Below are 15965 nucleotides of genomic sequence, written 5' to 3'. Positions count from 1 at the left end.
TGAATGGGTAACATTTGGGGGCGGGCAGCGATGCCCGCCTCTTTTCTTGCGCGCGAGCGTCCGACTGCGCGGACGTGCTGACAGCTTCTTTCACTTCTGCAAAAGCAGGCGCACCAATTCGGCCTGGCGCCTGACGCCGGTCTTGTCGAAAATTTTGGTCAAGTGACTGCGCGCCGTCGCCACGCTAATGCCAAGGCGATCGGCGGTGGCTTGCCTGCCGTCGCCCTTCATGATCTCGAGCGCGAACGCCGCTTCGGCCGGCGTGAAACCGAACCGTTCGCGCAGGTCTTCGACGCGCGCCTGGATCTCCGTCTCGGGATCGGAGACGAGCACGATTGCGACTGCATGTTGCGAAAAAGTCCACGGGATGGCGGCCATTGCCGTTTCCGAACGTATCGGCGTGACGAGAACGTTGAGCGGTAACCGAGCTGTCCCACGCGGCAGCGCGATGTCGCCCCCGCGATCAGTGGCGGCATTGGCCTCGCCCGCGCATGACGCGATCAGCCCGCGCAATGTTTGCCCGGCATCGGCATCGGACGCCGACAAGGTGCCGGCTTCGAGCCGCAGAACATCGCGGGCATCGAGCAGCGCGCGGGCCGCACGATTGACGAACAGAAGCCGCGCCTGCGCATCGACAAGCAGGAAACCCTGCTGCAACCCGTCGAGGCTGGCCAGCGCACCTTCATTCGCGCTCGTCAGGCGATACAGACGGCGCTGCAGCGCGACCGCACGAACGAGGTGTTGCGCCAGCGCGGCGAACAGACGCTTCTGACCGCTGTCGAATGGCGATCGGTTCAGCAGTCCGTAGCTCGTGAAGATCCCGGAAGCGGCGCCATCGACAAGCAGATTGGTGGTCAGAGGTTCAGTGTCGTACCCAGCGGGCCGCCACCATTCCTGATAAAAGGTAGTGTCGATGAATTCATCCTGCGTGATAAAATCGCCGCAGGTAAAGACCTTGCCAGGCGTTTGGCCAACGCCGAGCGGCAACAGCGGATTACGCGGAGCCCAATCGATAAGGCTGCGCGTGAGTTCGGGATCGACCCGCGGCGCCAGCAGGTTCACGAGCCCGATCCCGGGATCGTAGATTCCGAACATAACCTGCGGCCCGCCGACGGCATCGCCAATCCTGTTCAGGGTATCCGGCCAGAGCTGCGCATCGAGCGCGGCATCGTAAACGGACCCGACAAGGTCCAGCACCTTGTCCTCACCGGAAAGTCCGTCAACAGACATCGGTCTACCCCAAGCCCAGCTCCGACTTCTACCCCGAGCCCAGTTCCGAATTGTGGCCCAGGTCCCGCCGCTGCCGCAAGGTTCGATTATGGGCACCATGCGCGATGTTGCAGCGAAGCCTCACCTCGCAACATTCATCCGGAAATGCCCTCTTTCGTACGACGCGTCGAACGAACGTCCGATGCGGTCGGTGCACAGCTCCGCAAAGGTCGCATCACGGCAGATCGCAGCAACAGAATCGTGCCGTCCACCGCAGGGGCTTGCATGTCTGATGTTCGGCGTCACAAAAGGGTCAACCCGCCAGGCCTCGGCGCGGCCCGCAGCGCCGATCGCCGGGCGCGTCTGCTCGCCGGCAGCGCCACATCGGGCGGGACCCTCCGCGGCCTGGCGTTGGCCGCCGGTGTGGCGCTTGGCAGCGGCTACGCCTCGGCCGCCGACTACGCGGCGGGTGGCGGCGTCAACAACGCACCCAGTGGCTTTGCCACCGCGGTTGGCGACACCGCGACAACAACCGGCGGCTCTGCAACCGCAATAGGAGCCTTCAGCTTCGCGAACGGCGCCGGCGCTACCGCGACGGGCACCTTGAGCACCGCGAACGGCACCGCCGCAACCGCAACGGGCGAGTCAAGTTTCGCGAACGGCACCGGCGCTACCGCAACTGGCCAGTCGAGCATCGCGAACGGCAACAACGCCACCGCGACGGGCGTGGCGGCCAATGCGAACGGCGACAGCGCCACCGCGACAGGCCAGAACAGCCTCGCGAACGGCGACAGCGCGACCGCGACGGGCGTAGCGGCCAACGCGAACGGCACCGGCGCGACTGCGACGGGCCGAAGCAGCATCGCAAACGGCAACGCCGCGACTGCGATGGGTGTCGCCAGTTCCGCGAACGGCACCAATGCGACCGCAACAGGCGTAAGCAGCTTCGCAACCGGCAACAACGCCACCGCGACAGGCGCGGGCGGCCTCGCCCACGGCGCCTCCGCAACCGCCACCGGCAGCAACAGCTTCGCCAACGGTGCCCAGGCGACCGCGACGGGCGTTTTCAGCCTCGCCCATGGCGCAACCGCCAGCGCCTATGGCCAGCGCAGCAACGCCACCGGCGTCGCCACCACCGCGATCGGCCAGGGCAGTACCGCCAGCGCCACCGGCGCCACCGCGGTCGGCGCCAACTCACAGGCCACCGCGACCGGCGCGGTCGCGGTCGGACAAAGCTCCACCGCCAGCGGCGTCAATTCGATTGCGATCGGCAACGGCGCCACCGCCACCGGTTCGATCGCGGTCGGCGCCGGGGCGCTGGCGTCCAACGGCGGCGCCGCGTTCGGCGACGCCACGACGGCGACCGGCACGAATTCGGCCGCCCTTGGCACCGGCGCCACCGCGACCCTGGCTAATTCGGTCGCGATCGGCAGCGGTTCGGTAGCGAGCGCTCCCAATACCGTTTCGTTCGGCACCCCGGGCAATGAGCGGCGGCTGACCAACGTGGCAGCCGGCATCAATCCGACCGATGCAGTCAATATGAGCCAGCTCAGTAGCGCAGTGGCGGGGCTCTCCAGCCTAAATCAGTATGCGACCGACAGCCGCCGCGAAGCGCGCCAGGGTATCGCCGCGGCATTCGCATTGACCAGCGCGCCGATGCCATCGGCTCCGGGCAAGGTGACCTACGCTGTCAACACCGGTTTCTTCAAATCGGAAACCGCTGGCGGCGTTTCGTTCGCGTACCGTTTCAACACCGCCCGTCCGATGGCCGTCAACTTTGGCTACGCCTATGGCGGTGGGGATAGCCATGGCGGGCGGCTCGGCATCGCCGGAGAGTTCTGATGCAATCGCGGGTGAACACGCCGGCGGGCTACGTCGCGACGCTGCAGACCCAAATGCGGCAGGCGGTGTTGGCGGACGCGCTGGCTAACCAGCGCATGATGAAGGCAGAGTGAATGCGAGGTGGCCGGTGGGTTCTGATGGTTGCGGCAGTCATGGTCTCAATCGCTTCTGCAGGCTACGCGCAGACGCCCGCCCCTGCATCGGCGCCGAAGCCCGCGCAGATCGACCGCAACGGCGTGCTGATTCTGATCCGCTCCACGCTGCTGGCGCTCGATCAAGCCAACAAGACCGGCAATTACACCGTGCTGCGCGACATCGGCGCGCCCGGCTTTCAATCCAACTCGGCAGCGCGGCTTGGCGAGATCTTCGCCAAGCTGCGCAATGACAATCTCGATCTCTCCGGCGTCGCCGTGATCGATCCGCAGCTCAATCTGCTGCCGCAGATCGAGGCCAATGGGCTGCTGCATATGGCCGGCTTCTTTCCCTCGGTGCCGAGCCAGGTCAATTTCGATCTGTCGTTCGCGCCGGTGAACGGGCAGTGGCGGTTGTTCGGCATTTCCGTCGGCGTCGGATCATCCGCGCCCGCGGCGCCAGAGCCGCCCTCGCCTCCGGTGGCGCAAAAGCAGCCAGCTGCAAATGCCGCGAAACAGCCTGCGCCGGCAAAGTCCGCGCCCGCGATCAAGCTCGCGCCGGCGGACAACAAGCCGGCGGACAACCATCAGCCCAAATAGACCGGCCCCCGAGCCTGCGAGCGACGTAAAATGTTACCCGACGAAGCCTTGAGATCGATGAAGGTGATGTTCGCGACCCCGTGCTACATCTCGGCGGTCAGCATGCACTACGTCACCAGCATCTTCGAGCTCACCCATCACTGCAACCGGTTCGGATTGCAGTGCATCCTGCACATGCATTCGGAAAGCCTTATCACCCGCGCGCGCAACAACATGGTGCGCAAGTTCCTGTCCGATGAAACGCTCACCCATCTGTTCTGGATCGACTCCGACATCACCTTCACGCCGCAATCGGTCTGTCGCCTGCTGCTGATCGACCGCGATGTCACCGCTGGCGTCTATCCGATGAAGAATTTTAATTGGCCCGCCGCCGGCCTGCCGGCAGGCACGACGCGGGCACAATTCGAGGACCGCCATACCGAATATCCATTCAATCCGATCGGCCATGGCGCCGAGCGCGTCAGCTCCTATGCCGACGCCGACGGTTTCGTCGAGGTCGCGGAGGCGCCGACCGGATTCATGTGCATCAAGCGCGATGTCTTCACGCGGATGATGGAGAAGTATCCGGAGCTGAAATACACGCCGGACGGGCCGCCGGGCCATCCGGAGGCGGATCTGCACTGGCTGTTCTTCGACTGCATGGTCGATCCCGATTCCGGCCGCTACCTGTCGGAGGATTACGCGTTCTGCCGCCGCTGGATCGACATCGGCGGCAAGGTCTGGGTCGACCTGCAGTGCAAGCTGATGCATCTGGGGCAGCACAATTTCCGCGGCGACCTCGCCGAAAGCCTGCGGGTCCAGGGCCGGTGGTAACCGGACCTATGCCTGGTGGAGGCCGGGCCGGCCACCCCTAACCTTGGTTAATGAACGATTTCCGTAGGTTCCATAGGCCTTTTTACGAACCGGATGAGGCATTTGAAGGGTGTTCAAAACCCCCGCAAGGCTTCCCCTTGGCCGCGTTGTTACCTATAACCCCCCGCGACCTACCCGCCCCCCTTTTGCTGGAATCCGGATGGCCCAGGCCTCAACAACCCCGACAATCCTTGTGCTCAACGGCCCGAACCTCAACCTGTTGGGGACGCGCGAGCCCGAGACCTATGGCCATGCCACCCTCGCCGATGTCGAGAAATTGTGCGCGGAGACGGCCACTCAATTCGGCCTCGTGGCCGATTGCCGGCAGTCCAACCGCGAAGGCGAGCTGATTGATTTCATCCATGAGGCCCGCGCCAAGAAAATGGTCGGCATCATCATCAATGCCGGCGGCTATTCCCACACCTCGATCGCGCTGCATGACGCGCTGGTCGGGGTGAAGATCCCGACCGTTGAAGTGCACATCAGCAATATCCACGCCCGCGAGAGTTTCCGGCACCATTCGTTCACGGCCAAAGCCGCCTTCGCTTCCCTGTGCGGGTTCGGCATCGACGGCTACCGGCTCGCCATCAACGGCCTTGCCGCCAAAATCGGCGTCAAGGCAAAAGCCTGACATCAAGAGCCCGCATCAAAAGCCCGGCGCTTCAGCCGTCATCACCCAGAGAATTCCGGACCCCGCATATGGCGAGCAAGCCTGACACCAAATCAGCCGCAAATTTCAAGAGCGACGACAGTGCGCTGATCCGCGAACTGGCGTTGCTGCTGGATGAAACCAGCCTCACCGAAATCGAGATCGAGCGCGCCGGCCTGCGGGTGCGCGTGGCGCGCAACATCACCGTCACAGCTTCGATGCCGGGCAATTACCAGCATGCCCCGTCGGCGCACGCGGCACCGGCCGCCAACGTGACCCCGGCGGCGATCGCCGATCTGGCCAAACATCCCGGCGCCGTCCCCTCACCGATGGTCGGCACCGCCTACTCGGCGCCCGAACCCGGTGCCAAGCCATTCATCGAGGTCGGCACCAAGGTGTCGGTGGGACAGACCCTGCTGATCATCGAAGCCATGAAGACGATGAACCAGATTCCATCGCCGCGCGCGGGCACCGTGACGCAGATTCTCGTCGAGGACGGCCAGCCGGTCGAATTCGGCGAGCCGCTGGTGATCATTGAATAGAATCCGTCAACGTCAGGCGCTGCGATGTTCGACAAGATCCTGATAGCCAATCGCGGTGAGATCGCGCTGCGCGTGCTGCGCGCGTGCAAGGAGCTTGGCATCTCCACGGTCGCCGTGCATTCCACCGCCGACGCCGACGCGATGCATGTGCGGCTTGCCGACGAAAGCGTCTGCATCGGGCCGCCGCCGTCAAAGGACAGCTATCTCAACATCCCCTCGCTGCTCGCGGCCTGCGAGATCACCGGCGCCGATGCGGTGCATCCCGGCTACGGCTTCCTGTCCGAGAACGCCCGCTTCGCCGAGATTCTCGCCGAGCACAATCTGCATTTCATCGGTCCGAAGGCCGAGCACATCCGCCTGATGGGCGACAAGATCGAAGCCAAGAAGACCGCCAAGAAACTCGGCATTCCCGTGGTGCCCGGCTCCGATGGCGCGGTCGGCCCCGAAGACGACGCGATGGCGATCGGCCAGGCGATCGGCTTTCCGGTGCTGGTCAAAGCCGCTGCCGGCGGCGGCGGACGCGGCATGAAAGTCGCGCACACCGCTGATGAGCTGTTGATGGCGCTCTCGACCGCCTCCAACGAGGCCAAATCCGCGTTCGGCGACGCTTCGGTCTATCTCGAGAAATACCTGACCAAGCCGCGCCACATCGAAATCCAGGTGCTGGGCGACGGCCGCGGCGGCGCCATCCATCTCGGCGAACGCGACTGTTCGCTGCAGCGCCGCCACCAGAAGGTCTGGGAAGAAGGCCCCTCACCGGTTCTCTCTGCCGCCGCACGCGCCAAGATCGGCGCCACCTGCGCCAAGGCGATGCAGGACATGAAATATCTCGGTGTCGGCACCATCGAGTTTCTGTACGAAGACGGCGAGTTCTATTTCATCGAAATGAACACCCGCATCCAGGTCGAGCATCCCGTCACCGAGAGCATCACCGATATCGACCTCGTGCTGGAACAGATCCGGATCGCCGCCGGCGGCGACCTGCCGGTGACGCAGGACGAAGTCGCCATCATTGGCCACGCCATCGAATGCCGCATCAATGCGGAAAACCCGCAGACGTTTCGTCCCTCACCGGGAAAGATCACGCAATTCCATGCACCCGGCGGCCTCGGCGTCCGGATCGATTCCGCCGTCTATCAGGGTTACGTCATCCCGCCCTATTACGACTCGCTGGTCGGCAAGCTGATCGTTCACGGCAAGACCCGCGGCGAATGCCTGATGCGGCTGCGCCGCGCGCTGGACGAGATGGTGGTCGAAGGTATCGAGACCACCCTGCCGCTGTTCCGCGCCCTGGTCCGCGAGCCCGGCATCATCGACGGCGACTACCATATTCATTGGCTCGAGCAGTATCTCGCCGGCCAGGCGGCGAAGACTAAAACTTCCTAGCAATGCCCTGAACCGGCCCTGCTGCCCGTGGAACCAATCGTTCCCCCCGGGCGTTGAGCGGTATTGGGGGCCTGTCTGGCAGGGGCGGTTTGTTTCGTTTGTTCATGACGCGAGATCATTGTGAACACTAAAGCCCAGCGCCGCCGCGCTTTGGGGCAAATCCTGCTGCTTGCTGCGGGATTCTCGGTGCTGGTGGCGATCAGCGCCTTATCGGTCATTCTCGTTCATGAGGCCCGCAAGGACAGCGCCAAGGTCGTGCATACGGTCGAGGTCGAGAACCAGCTTTCGACCTTGCTGTTGCAGATCCGCCGCGCCGAGAGCTCGGCGCGCGGCTATCTCCTGACCTCAGAGCCACGCTTCCTGACCGAGCATGAGTCCGCCACCGCGACCATCCTCCCCGATATCGACAAGCTGACCCGGCTGACTTTGGACAATCCGGTCCAGGCCGAGAACGCCCGACGGTTGCGGCCGCCGGTCGAAGCCCGGCTTGCCGAATTTGCCAAGGCCATCGCATTCGTCAAACGCAACGATCTCGCCGGCGGCATCGCGATGCTGCGTGAGGCCGGCGCCAGCGACTCCGTCCAGAAGATCGGCGAGCTCAGCAACGCGATGCGCGCCGAGGAGGACCGGCTGTTCGCCCTGCGCACCGCGACCGCGGACCGCACCCAGCAACTGGCTTCGGCGGTGACGGTGGCGGGTTCCGGCCTCGTGATCGCGCTCGCCGGCATCTCGATCTTCCTGGTGCGCCGCTCCTCGCGCGCCCGCGACGATGCCGAAACCCAATTGCGCGACAACAATATCAACCTCGAGACCACGATCGACGAGCGTACCGCCGATCTGCGCGAAGCCAATGACGAGATCCAGCGCTTCGCCTATATCGTCAGCCACGATCTGCGCTCGCCGCTGGTGAACATCATGGGCTTTACCAGCGAACTTGAGGAACTGCGCGGCGACATCTTCAAGCGGATCGCGACCCTGGCGCGCGCGCAATCGGCCGCGCCGGCGACAGCTGATAACGCCACCGATAGCGCCGAGCCCGTCCTCGAAGGACCCGACAAGCAATTGTCGGAAGACTTCACCGAGGCGCTGGGCTTCATCAAATCCTCGATCGCCAAGATGGATCGGCTGATCTCGGCCATCCTCAACCTCACCCGCGAAGGCCGGCGCGAATTCGAACCGGTGCGGATCGAAACCCGCGAACTGATTGAGGGCATTGTCGCGACGGTGGCGCATCAGGCCGCTGAAGCCGAGGCCCAGATCCGGATCGAACCGCTGCCGAACATCGTCAGCGACCGTCTGGCACTGGAGCAGATTTTCTCCAATCTGATCGAAAATGCGCTGAAATACCTCAAGACCGGCGTTCCCGGCGACATCCAGGTGCGCGGCCGCACCAAACTCGGCTTTGCTATTTTCGAGATCACCGACAATGGGCGCGGTATTGACCCCAAGGACCATCAGCGCATTTTCGAGCTGTTCCGCCGCGCCGGAACCCAGGACAAACCCGGGCAAGGCATTGGCCTTGCGCACGTCCGCGCGCTGGTGCGGCGGCTTGGCGGAACCCTGTCGGTCGCCTCGGAACTTCACAACGGCAGCACATTCACGATTACACTGCCGATCAATTGGACCATTCGTAACCGGAACACACAGTCATGAGTAATCCAGTCACTATCATCATGATCGAGGACGATGAGGGCCATGCCCGCCTGATCGAGCGGAACATCCGCCGTTCCGGCGTCAACAACGAGATCATCCCGTTCACCAGCGGTACAGCTGCGCTGAAGTACCTGTTCGGCAAGGATGGAACGGGCCTCGCTCACAAGGGCAACGCGCTATTGATCCTGCTCGATCTCAACCTGCCCGACGCGTCGGGCATCGATATCCTGAAGCAGGTCAAGGACAACAAATACCTCAAGGCGACCCCGGTCGTGGTGCTGACCACGACCGACGATTCCCATGAGATAAAGCGTTGCTACGATCTCGGTTGCAACGTGTACATCACCAAGCCGGTGAATTACGAAAGCTTCGCCAACGCCATTCGCCAGCTCGGCCTGTTCTTCTCCGTCATCCAGGTACCGCCAGCCGCCACATGACAAGCGCCACGCCGACACTGCTGTATATAGATGATGACGCCGCATTGGCGCGGCTGGTCGATCGCGGCCTGACGCGGCTCGGCTTCAAGGTGGTGCATGCCGCCGATGGCCAGCAGGGCCTCGACCGCCTGGCGCAAGGCGGCATCGACGCCATCGCGCTCGACCAGTACATGCCCGGTCTCGACGGTCTCGAAACGCTGGAGCGGATTCTGGCAATCCCGGGTGCGCCGCCGGTGGTATTCGTCACGGCCTCGCAGGATTCGGCGATTGCCGTCACCGCACTGAAGGCGGGCGCGGCCGACTATCTCGTCAAGGACGTGCAGGGCGAGTTCATTCCCCTGCTCCAGGTCGCCGTTAACGGCGCGCTGCGGCAGGCGGAGATTCAAAGAGCCCGCGATGAGGCCGAGGCCGAAGTCCACGCCTCGCGCGACCGCTACGCGGCGCTGGCCGCCGAGCGCGAGGTGCTGCTGCGCGAAGTCAATCACCGCGTCGGCAACTCTCTGCAGATCATCGCCTCGCTGTTGCATCTGCAGGCCAATTCCGCTGTTCAGGACGACGTCAAGGCGGCGCTCACCAATGCGATGGGGCGCGTCGCCGCGGTCGCCCAGGTCCATCGCCGGCTCTACACCTCGCACGATCTGAAGAGCGTGCTCTTGAACCAGTATCTCGAGGCGCTGCTGGAGGACCTGCGGCGCTCGGCCGAGGGCAATCGGATGTCGCGGCTGACGCTGAAGGCCGAGGCGATCGAGATCGACCCCGATCGTGCGGTGGCGATCGGCATCATCGTCAATGAGCTGATCATGAACGCCGTCAAATACGCCTACCCCGACGGCGCCGGCCCGATCCACGTCGAGCTCAAGCCTCTCGGCGACGAAATCCTGCTGTCGATCACCGACGACGGCGTCGGCCTCAACGTCAAGGCCGACCCACGCTCCACCGGCATGGGACAGCGCATCGTCTCGGCCATGGCATCAAAGCTCGAAGCCGAGGTCGCGCGCGATCCCGACCATCCCGGCACAAAGATCGTGCTGCGCTTTGCCCGCGTCAACAAGCCGGCGCCACGGCCGAATGAAGCCGCGGCTGGGTAATATGCGTTTGCGGAATTTGAACCGCGACCTACAAAAAGAGCGTCCCGGCGCGCCTAGACTCTTTTTTTCCGCGTTTTCTACCGCAGATAAGTCTACGCAATCTGCGTAAACTTGATTGCTATGCGAACCGGTATCCACTTCGCTCGAAAACGCTTTAGTTCGGCGCAAGTCCGGCCTCGCGTATAATCGCTGCGTTCGCTTCGAATTCCTTCTTCTGGAAGCTCGCAAAGCCCTCCGGACTCGCGGAGCCCCGGAGCTCCAAGCCCTCCTTGCCGAGTGCCTGTTGCAGCGACTTGTCCCCTATCACCGACTGGATCGCCGCGTGCAGCTTTGTCACGACGGTCACAGGGGTTTTCGCGGGTGCGTAGAGGCCAAACCATCCAACCGAATCCAATCCCTTGAGGCCAAGTTCGTTGGCTGCCGGAATATCCGGCATGACGGAGGAGCGCTCCGCGCTCGTTGCGCACAGCGCTACAAGTGCACCTGAGTTGACATGCGGCAGGATCGTTGGGGGCGTTCCGATGATCATCGGAATGTTGCCTCCCAGAACGGCGGTAACGGTTTCAGCGCCGCCCTTGAAGGGAATATTGACAAGCTTGATCCCGGCGATTTTGGAGATCTGGACGGCCGGTATCTGGAAGCCGACGTTGGAAGTGCCGTAGAACACGCCATCACGCTCGCCTTTTGCTTTCGCCAGGAATTCTGCCCAGTTCTTCACGCCATACCCGGCTGATACGGCCACGAGACTCGAATTCGTTGTAACCTGGGAAATCGGCGCAAGCGCCGTCAGTGGATCATACGATAACTTCAGCATCGTCGGCGCGATCACCTGGGAGACGTTCGAGCCGAGAAAAAGCGTATGTCCATCCGGTTCGGCGCGCAGGGCCTGCACGGCCGCAAGCGTCGAAGATGCGCCAGCAACGTTCTCGATCAAATGCTTGGCGCCCAATACTGCATCGAGGCGATGTGCAAATTGGCGCATCGTCAAATCGGCTGAGCCGCCCGGAGGGAAGCCGACAAGAAAACGGATGATTTTTGTTGGGTACTGCTGCGCGCGTGAGGCGGTCGGCAATACGGCGGCTGCAGCGGTTGAAATCGAGCATTGCAGGAAGCGGCGTCGGTTCATTTTCTTTTCTCCAGGTAAATATCCCGAAAGCCGGTACGCTCGGAAAAGCCGAGATGCCCGCAACCGTCAGGCCGATCAGACCGACCGCGCCCACCGGCATCGATCCCAGGATCAGACCGGCCGTGACGGCGGCAAATATCGCGAAATAGTGCCATTGATTGGCGTTGAGAGCGGCCGGAACCGGCACCAGATAGAGCGCAAGCCAGGTCGCCCAGCGGTGCAAAGGTGCTCCCGGTGATTTTCACGCTGTCCCTTTTTCCTCCCGGCGCCGGTACTTCTCGTGTCCCGGTATCCAGGCCGCGCCGCCGCTTTTTTCAAGGCATAGCATAGGCCACCGGCTCCCTGCTATTCTCCCGCCATGACATCGCGCGAGTCCGCCGTTTCCGAAATCACGCCCGAGGTGCTGCTGCGCGCCTATGCCTGCGGCATCTTCCCGATGGCCGAAAGCGCCGACGACCCCACCCTGTTCTGGGTCGAGCCGGAAATGCGCGGGGTGATCCCGCTTGACGGCTTTCGCATCGCCTCGCGGCTTGCGCGCACCGTGCGCTCGGACGCCTTCACCGTCACCGTCGACACCGCGTTCAAGGCGGTCATTGCGGGCTGCGCGGCGCCGCAGGCCGGGCGCGACGACACCTGGATCAACAAGCGGATCCGCGATCTCTATGTCGGACTGCACCAGATCGGGCACTGCCACAGCGTCGAAGTCTGGCAGAACGACGATCTGGTCGGCGGATTATATGGCGTCAGCCTGGGCCGCGCCTTCTTCGGCGAGAGCATGTTCCACACCATCAGAGACGCCTCGAAGGTGGCGCTGGTGCATCTGGTGGCGCGGCTGATCGCGGGAGGGTTTGAGCTGCTCGACACGCAATACGTCACGGAGCATTTGAAGAGCTTTGGCGCGGTCGAAATATCCAGGCGCCGCTACCGCACGATGCTCGACAGGGCGATTGCGGGCGAACCCGCGGACTTTTTGAAGTTGCCGTCCAATGGGCCGGTCGGCGGCGCCGACGCGCTGGCGATCATCGCGGCGCGCGGCTGAAGACCTGTCCTGTTCGGGATTGTGACATCAGTCACAGCCCCTCCCCGCGACCTCTCTTATCCCTGTTTGCACGGCTGGTGGGAATGCTCCGCCTCCGACAACGACAGGGATCGCTCAGATGAGCAACGCGCTGCACGCGACATTGGCGGCCGAGCCCGGCGAAAACTCCGCCGCGAACCACGGCGCCGAACTGGCCGTTGCCAGCGTGCCGCCGCCGCTCAGCTTCGTCATGCCGGCCCGGTTGCCGCCGCCGCTGCCCAAGCGCCCGGCGCAGAACGTCATCGCGCGGCACTGGCGCGGCGAACTCTCGCTGCCGCGCTCCTACTGGATCAATTATGTGGTGCTGGGCACCAGCTTCGGACTTGCGTCCAGCGTTCTGGGCGCTGCGATCAACCCACGCGTTGGCGAACAGCCGGTGCGCTGGCTGATCTCCCACGGCCTGACCTGGACCGCGATCATCCTGTTCACGATCTGGGGCGCGATCGGCGTCTGGCGTGCGGCGACCGCCTACCGACGCGCAGGAAAGCGCTTCTGGGGCACCGCCGCCAAGGCGACCATGGCGCTCGGCGCTCTCCACCTCGTTTACAGTGTCTACTACGTTGCGATTCCGCAGGGCCTCGGCATCTACGAGATCGCGGCTGGCGATGCGCGCCTCGCGTCACACCAGTTCAAGGTGCTGAACAATGGCACCATGCTGGATTTCTCCGGAGGTATCTCGTTCGGCACGGCGAAGGAGTTCGAGACCATTTTGAAGGCGATGGACAATGTGCGCACCGTGCGGCTGAATTCGAACGGCGGGCGCGTCGCGGAGGCGCAGAAGATCTCCGACCTGATCAAGGCGCGAGGCCTATCGACCTACGTTACCCATCAATGCGCTTCCGCCTGTACCATCATGTTCCTCGGCGGCAAGCAGCGTTATCTGCACGCGAACGCACGGCTCGGCTTCCACCAGCCTTACTTCCGCGGCATGACCGCGAACGAACAGCGCATCTCGATTGCCCGCGAGCAGGCGCGCCTTGAGAAGTTCGGCCTCAGCTCCGCCTTCGCCGAACGCGCCAACAGCGCAGGTCCCTCCGGCATGTGGTTTCCCGAACAGAGCGAATTGCTGCGCGAGCGCGTGGTGACGTCGATCTTCAACCCGCAGCCGCCGAAGCCGGTGGCAAGCGCCGCGCCGGCGCAATCTGCTCCCGCCTCGCGTACCCTGCCCGTGCTGCCGAAGACGCAGGCGGCCTATCAGGGGGCGCCGCTTTAAGGGATTGCGGAGCCTGCCCGATCCCGGCTGCGAAGATTCGCCTTGGCGTAGTCTGCTGGCATCGACGAGAACCGATGCGCCGGGGACGCCGCCTAATTCCCGAACAATCCACCAAACAGCCCACCGGGCCGTTGTTGCTGCGGCGGCGGTGGCGGCGGTTGCTGCTGGAACTGCGGCTGCGGCGGCAGCCCCGACGGCGGCGGACGCGGCGCGGCCTGCTTCGGCGCCGGCGGGCGCTTGGCGGCAGGCGGCGGCGGAGCCGGTTTCGGCAATTCAGGCTGCGCGCTGACGATGGTCTGGTCGGGGCCTTTGCAGTCGGTCAGCCAGATATCGTAAACCGGGTGCTCGACGCCGTGCAGCCCGGGGCTCGCAGCATACATCCAGCCCGAGAAGATCCGCTTCACCTCGCCCTGCAGCGTGATCTCGTCGACCTCGACAAAGGCGTCGGTATTGGCGGCTTCCGTGGAGGGGCGCGTGTAGCAGGCCGACGTCTTCACGCGCAGCGCGCCGAACTGCACCGTTTCGCCGATGTCCTCGTCGAAATTGATGATCCGGCCGGTGATCTTGTCGAGGCCGGAGAAGCTCGCCTTCTTGTTGGTAACCTTCGATGCCGGCGGCTCGGACACCACTTCGTCGCCCGGCTGCAGGCTGGCGGAGGCCGGCGGCACCGGTCCCTTGGGCTGGCGACCCGGCGGCTGGCCCGGCAGCGCGTTGGCCGCGGGCGGCGCGGCGCCCGGCGCGCCCGGCTGCGGCGGCGCTACCGCGATACCCGGCTGGGTATTCTGTGGAACGACGGTGGTGCCGGGCGGCGGCGCCAAGGGCTGGGTCTGCACGCTTCCAGGCGGCGGCACGCCCTGCCCCGGGGCGGGGCGGTTCGGCGTCGGCAGCAGCCGGCCGCGCGGCAATTCGGGCACTTCCTCGTCGTCGTCGAGTTGCTGCTGTTGCTGCTGGTTGCCACGCGGGATCGCGCCTGGCGGCCGCAGCGGCGGATCGGAAAAAATATTGCCGATCTGCGCGCGCGCGGGCGGCGCAAGCGAGATTGTCGAGGCGGCCACCAGGGCCGCAATACCAGTCAGGGCAATGGTTCGAAACATCTCGCGGCTTTAAAGGGCGAATCGGGCTCGCGACATAGTACAATCTTATCCGCCGCTCGCGTGCCCACCGGTTAACACGCCGAATACGGCGGGGAAAGGGCGGTTACCCCCGTCCCGGGGACGGGCTTCGCCCGCACCGGGGCCACTGGTCAGCCCCCGCCACAAATGAAATAGTCGGTTTCGATCAGCTTTCGCGCGGGTTGCCGTCGCGAAAACCATGAAAATCCGGGACAACCGGACGAGCCAGAGGAAACCCCAGACATGACCGATCGAATTCGCCTGGACGGCCGGGTCGCCGTCGTCACCGGTGCGGCCGGTGTCATCGGAACCGCCACCATCAGGCTGCTCGCCGAGCGCGGGGCACGCATTGTCGCCGTCGACCGCAAGGAGGCCGACCTCAAGGCCGCCATCAAGGACCTGCCGGCCTCCGCCGAGGCGCTCGCGATCGCCGCCGACGTCACCCAGGAAGACGAAGTCGCCGACTATGTCCGCGCCAGCGTCGACAAATTCGGCACCATCGACGCCTTCTACAACAACGCCGGCATCGAGGGCGACATCAAGCCGATCCCGCAATACTCGCTGGAGAGTTTTCGAAAAGTGCTCGACGTCAACGTGGTCGGCGTCTTCCTCGGCATGAAGCACGTGTTGCCGGTGATGCTCAAACAGAACAAGGGCAGCATCATCAACACCGCCTCGATCGCGGGCCTGATGGGATCGCCCCATATCGCGGTCTACAGCGCCAGCAAGCACGCCGTGATCGGCCTCACCAAGAGTGCGGCCTGGGAATGCACGGGCACCGGCGTCCGCGTCAATTGCGTGTGTCCGGGCCTGATCGACAGCCGGATGCTGTCGACGATCTATCAGGGGCGCAATGGTGGCAATGCCCCGATGCCGATCGAAAAGATGGTCGACCGGATTCCGGCGCGGCGGCTCGGACAGGCTTCCGAAGTCGCCTCCGTCGTGGCGTTCCTGGCGTCCGACGAGGCCAGCTACGTCACCGGCTCCGCCTACACCGTCGACGGCGGTCGCACCGCCGCTTAGGATTCTGTCATTCCGGGATGGTCC

General features: G+C 64.2%; 15 protein-coding genes and 1 pseudogene. 12 read left to right on the top strand and 4 right to left on the bottom strand.

From position 1 onward, the window contains the following. Positions 1–90 precede the first annotated feature (90 nt). Positions 91–1062 carry a helix-turn-helix transcriptional regulator gene (locus JQ567_RS08845; RefSeq protein WP_212438455.1) on the bottom strand — a complete coding sequence of 324 codons (972 nt, stop codon included), beginning with the start codon at positions 1060–1062 and terminating at the stop codon, positions 91–93. A 432-nt stretch (positions 1063–1494) separates the two neighbouring features. Between JQ567_RS08845 and JQ567_RS08840 the strand changes: the two genes are divergently transcribed. The 9 genes from JQ567_RS08840 (at position 1495) to JQ567_RS08800 (ending at position 10389) form a co-directional block, all read left to right on the top strand. Further along, positions 1495–3051, top strand: coding sequence for a YadA-like family protein (locus tag JQ567_RS08840; protein ID WP_212438454.1), 1557 nt, complete (start codon positions 1495–1497; stop codon positions 3049–3051). A 137-nt stretch (positions 3052–3188) separates the two neighbouring features. Beyond that, positions 3189–3782 (top strand): hypothetical protein, encoded by a 594-nt coding sequence (locus JQ567_RS08835; protein WP_409363583.1) that lies wholly within the window; start codon positions 3189–3191, stop codon positions 3780–3782. A gap of 30 nt (positions 3783–3812) precedes the next feature. After that, the gene (locus tag JQ567_RS08830; protein WP_212438453.1) at positions 3813–4595 is read left to right on the top strand and encodes a hypothetical protein; all 783 of its coding nucleotides are present in this window, start codon (positions 3813–3815) and stop codon (positions 4593–4595) included. Positions 4596–4794: 199 nt separating this feature from the next. Continuing rightward, on the top strand, positions 4795–5265 hold the full coding sequence (aroQ, locus tag JQ567_RS08825) for a type II 3-dehydroquinate dehydratase (RefSeq protein WP_212438452.1): 471 nt from the start codon (positions 4795–4797) through the stop codon (positions 5263–5265). Between the two features lie 68 nt (positions 5266–5333). Then, positions 5334–5825 (top strand): acetyl-CoA carboxylase biotin carboxyl carrier protein, encoded by a 492-nt coding sequence (accB, locus tag JQ567_RS08820; protein WP_212438451.1) that lies wholly within the window; start codon positions 5334–5336, stop codon positions 5823–5825. A 24-nt stretch (positions 5826–5849) separates the two neighbouring features. Then, positions 5850–7211 carry an acetyl-CoA carboxylase biotin carboxylase subunit gene (accC, locus tag JQ567_RS08815; RefSeq protein ID WP_212438450.1) on the top strand — a complete coding sequence of 454 codons (1362 nt, stop codon included), beginning with the start codon at positions 5850–5852 and terminating at the stop codon, positions 7209–7211. Between the two features lie 120 nt (positions 7212–7331). Beyond that, a complete protein-coding gene (locus JQ567_RS08810; protein ID WP_212438449.1) occupies positions 7332–8864 on the top strand; it encodes a CHASE3 domain-containing protein in 1533 nt (510 codons plus the stop codon). After that, positions 8861–9301 carry a response regulator gene (locus JQ567_RS08805; RefSeq protein WP_212438448.1) on the top strand — a complete coding sequence of 147 codons (441 nt, stop codon included), beginning with the start codon at positions 8861–8863 and terminating at the stop codon, positions 9299–9301. Before JQ567_RS08810 ends, JQ567_RS08805 begins: the two co-directional genes overlap by 4 nt. Further along, entirely contained in the window at positions 9298–10389 is a 1092-nt protein-coding gene (locus tag JQ567_RS08800) for a sensor histidine kinase (RefSeq protein ID WP_212438447.1), read from the top strand. The genes JQ567_RS08805 and JQ567_RS08800 overlap by 4 nt, the downstream gene beginning before the upstream one ends. Positions 10390–10543: 154 nt before the next feature. Here JQ567_RS08800 and JQ567_RS08795 read toward each other — a convergent pair whose 3' ends face one another. Then, the gene (locus tag JQ567_RS08795; RefSeq protein ID WP_249165336.1) at positions 10544–11515 is read right to left on the bottom strand and encodes a tripartite tricarboxylate transporter substrate binding protein; all 972 of its coding nucleotides are present in this window, start codon (positions 11513–11515) and stop codon (positions 10544–10546) included. A 43-nt stretch (positions 11516–11558) separates the two neighbouring features. Then, positions 11559–11738, bottom strand: a pseudogene (locus JQ567_RS08790) (anion permease); the annotation flags it as partial. A 135-nt stretch (positions 11739–11873) separates the two neighbouring features. Between JQ567_RS08790 and aat the strand changes: the two are divergent. Both aat and JQ567_RS08780 read left to right on the top strand, forming a co-directional pair. After that, on the top strand, positions 11874–12554 hold the full coding sequence (gene aat, locus JQ567_RS08785) for a leucyl/phenylalanyl-tRNA--protein transferase (protein ID WP_212438445.1): 681 nt from the start codon (positions 11874–11876) through the stop codon (positions 12552–12554). A gap of 118 nt (positions 12555–12672) precedes the next feature. Continuing rightward, positions 12673–13806, top strand: coding sequence for an ATP-dependent Clp protease proteolytic subunit (locus JQ567_RS08780; RefSeq protein WP_212438444.1), 1134 nt, complete (start codon positions 12673–12675; stop codon positions 13804–13806). A 92-nt stretch (positions 13807–13898) separates the two neighbouring features. On the opposite strand, the gene JQ567_RS08775 is transcribed toward JQ567_RS08780, so the two are convergent. After that, positions 13899–14900, bottom strand: a complete 1002-nt coding sequence (locus JQ567_RS08775) for a DUF2155 domain-containing protein (protein ID WP_212438443.1) — start codon at positions 14898–14900, stop codon at positions 13899–13901. 261 nt (positions 14901–15161) lie between these two features. Here JQ567_RS08775 and JQ567_RS08770 point away from each other — a divergent pair, with 261 nt between their 5' ends. Beyond that, positions 15162–15941 (top strand): SDR family NAD(P)-dependent oxidoreductase, encoded by a 780-nt coding sequence (locus tag JQ567_RS08770; protein ID WP_212438442.1) that lies wholly within the window; start codon positions 15162–15164, stop codon positions 15939–15941. Positions 15942–15965: the final 24 nt, after the last annotated feature.

It is taken from the genome of Bradyrhizobium sp. AUGA SZCCT0431, from assembly GCF_018131065.1.
Lineage (GTDB): Bacteria > Pseudomonadota > Alphaproteobacteria > Rhizobiales > Xanthobacteraceae > Bradyrhizobium.
Note: the sequence above shows the minus strand (reverse complement) of the source record. Positions and strands in the feature narration are given on the sequence as shown.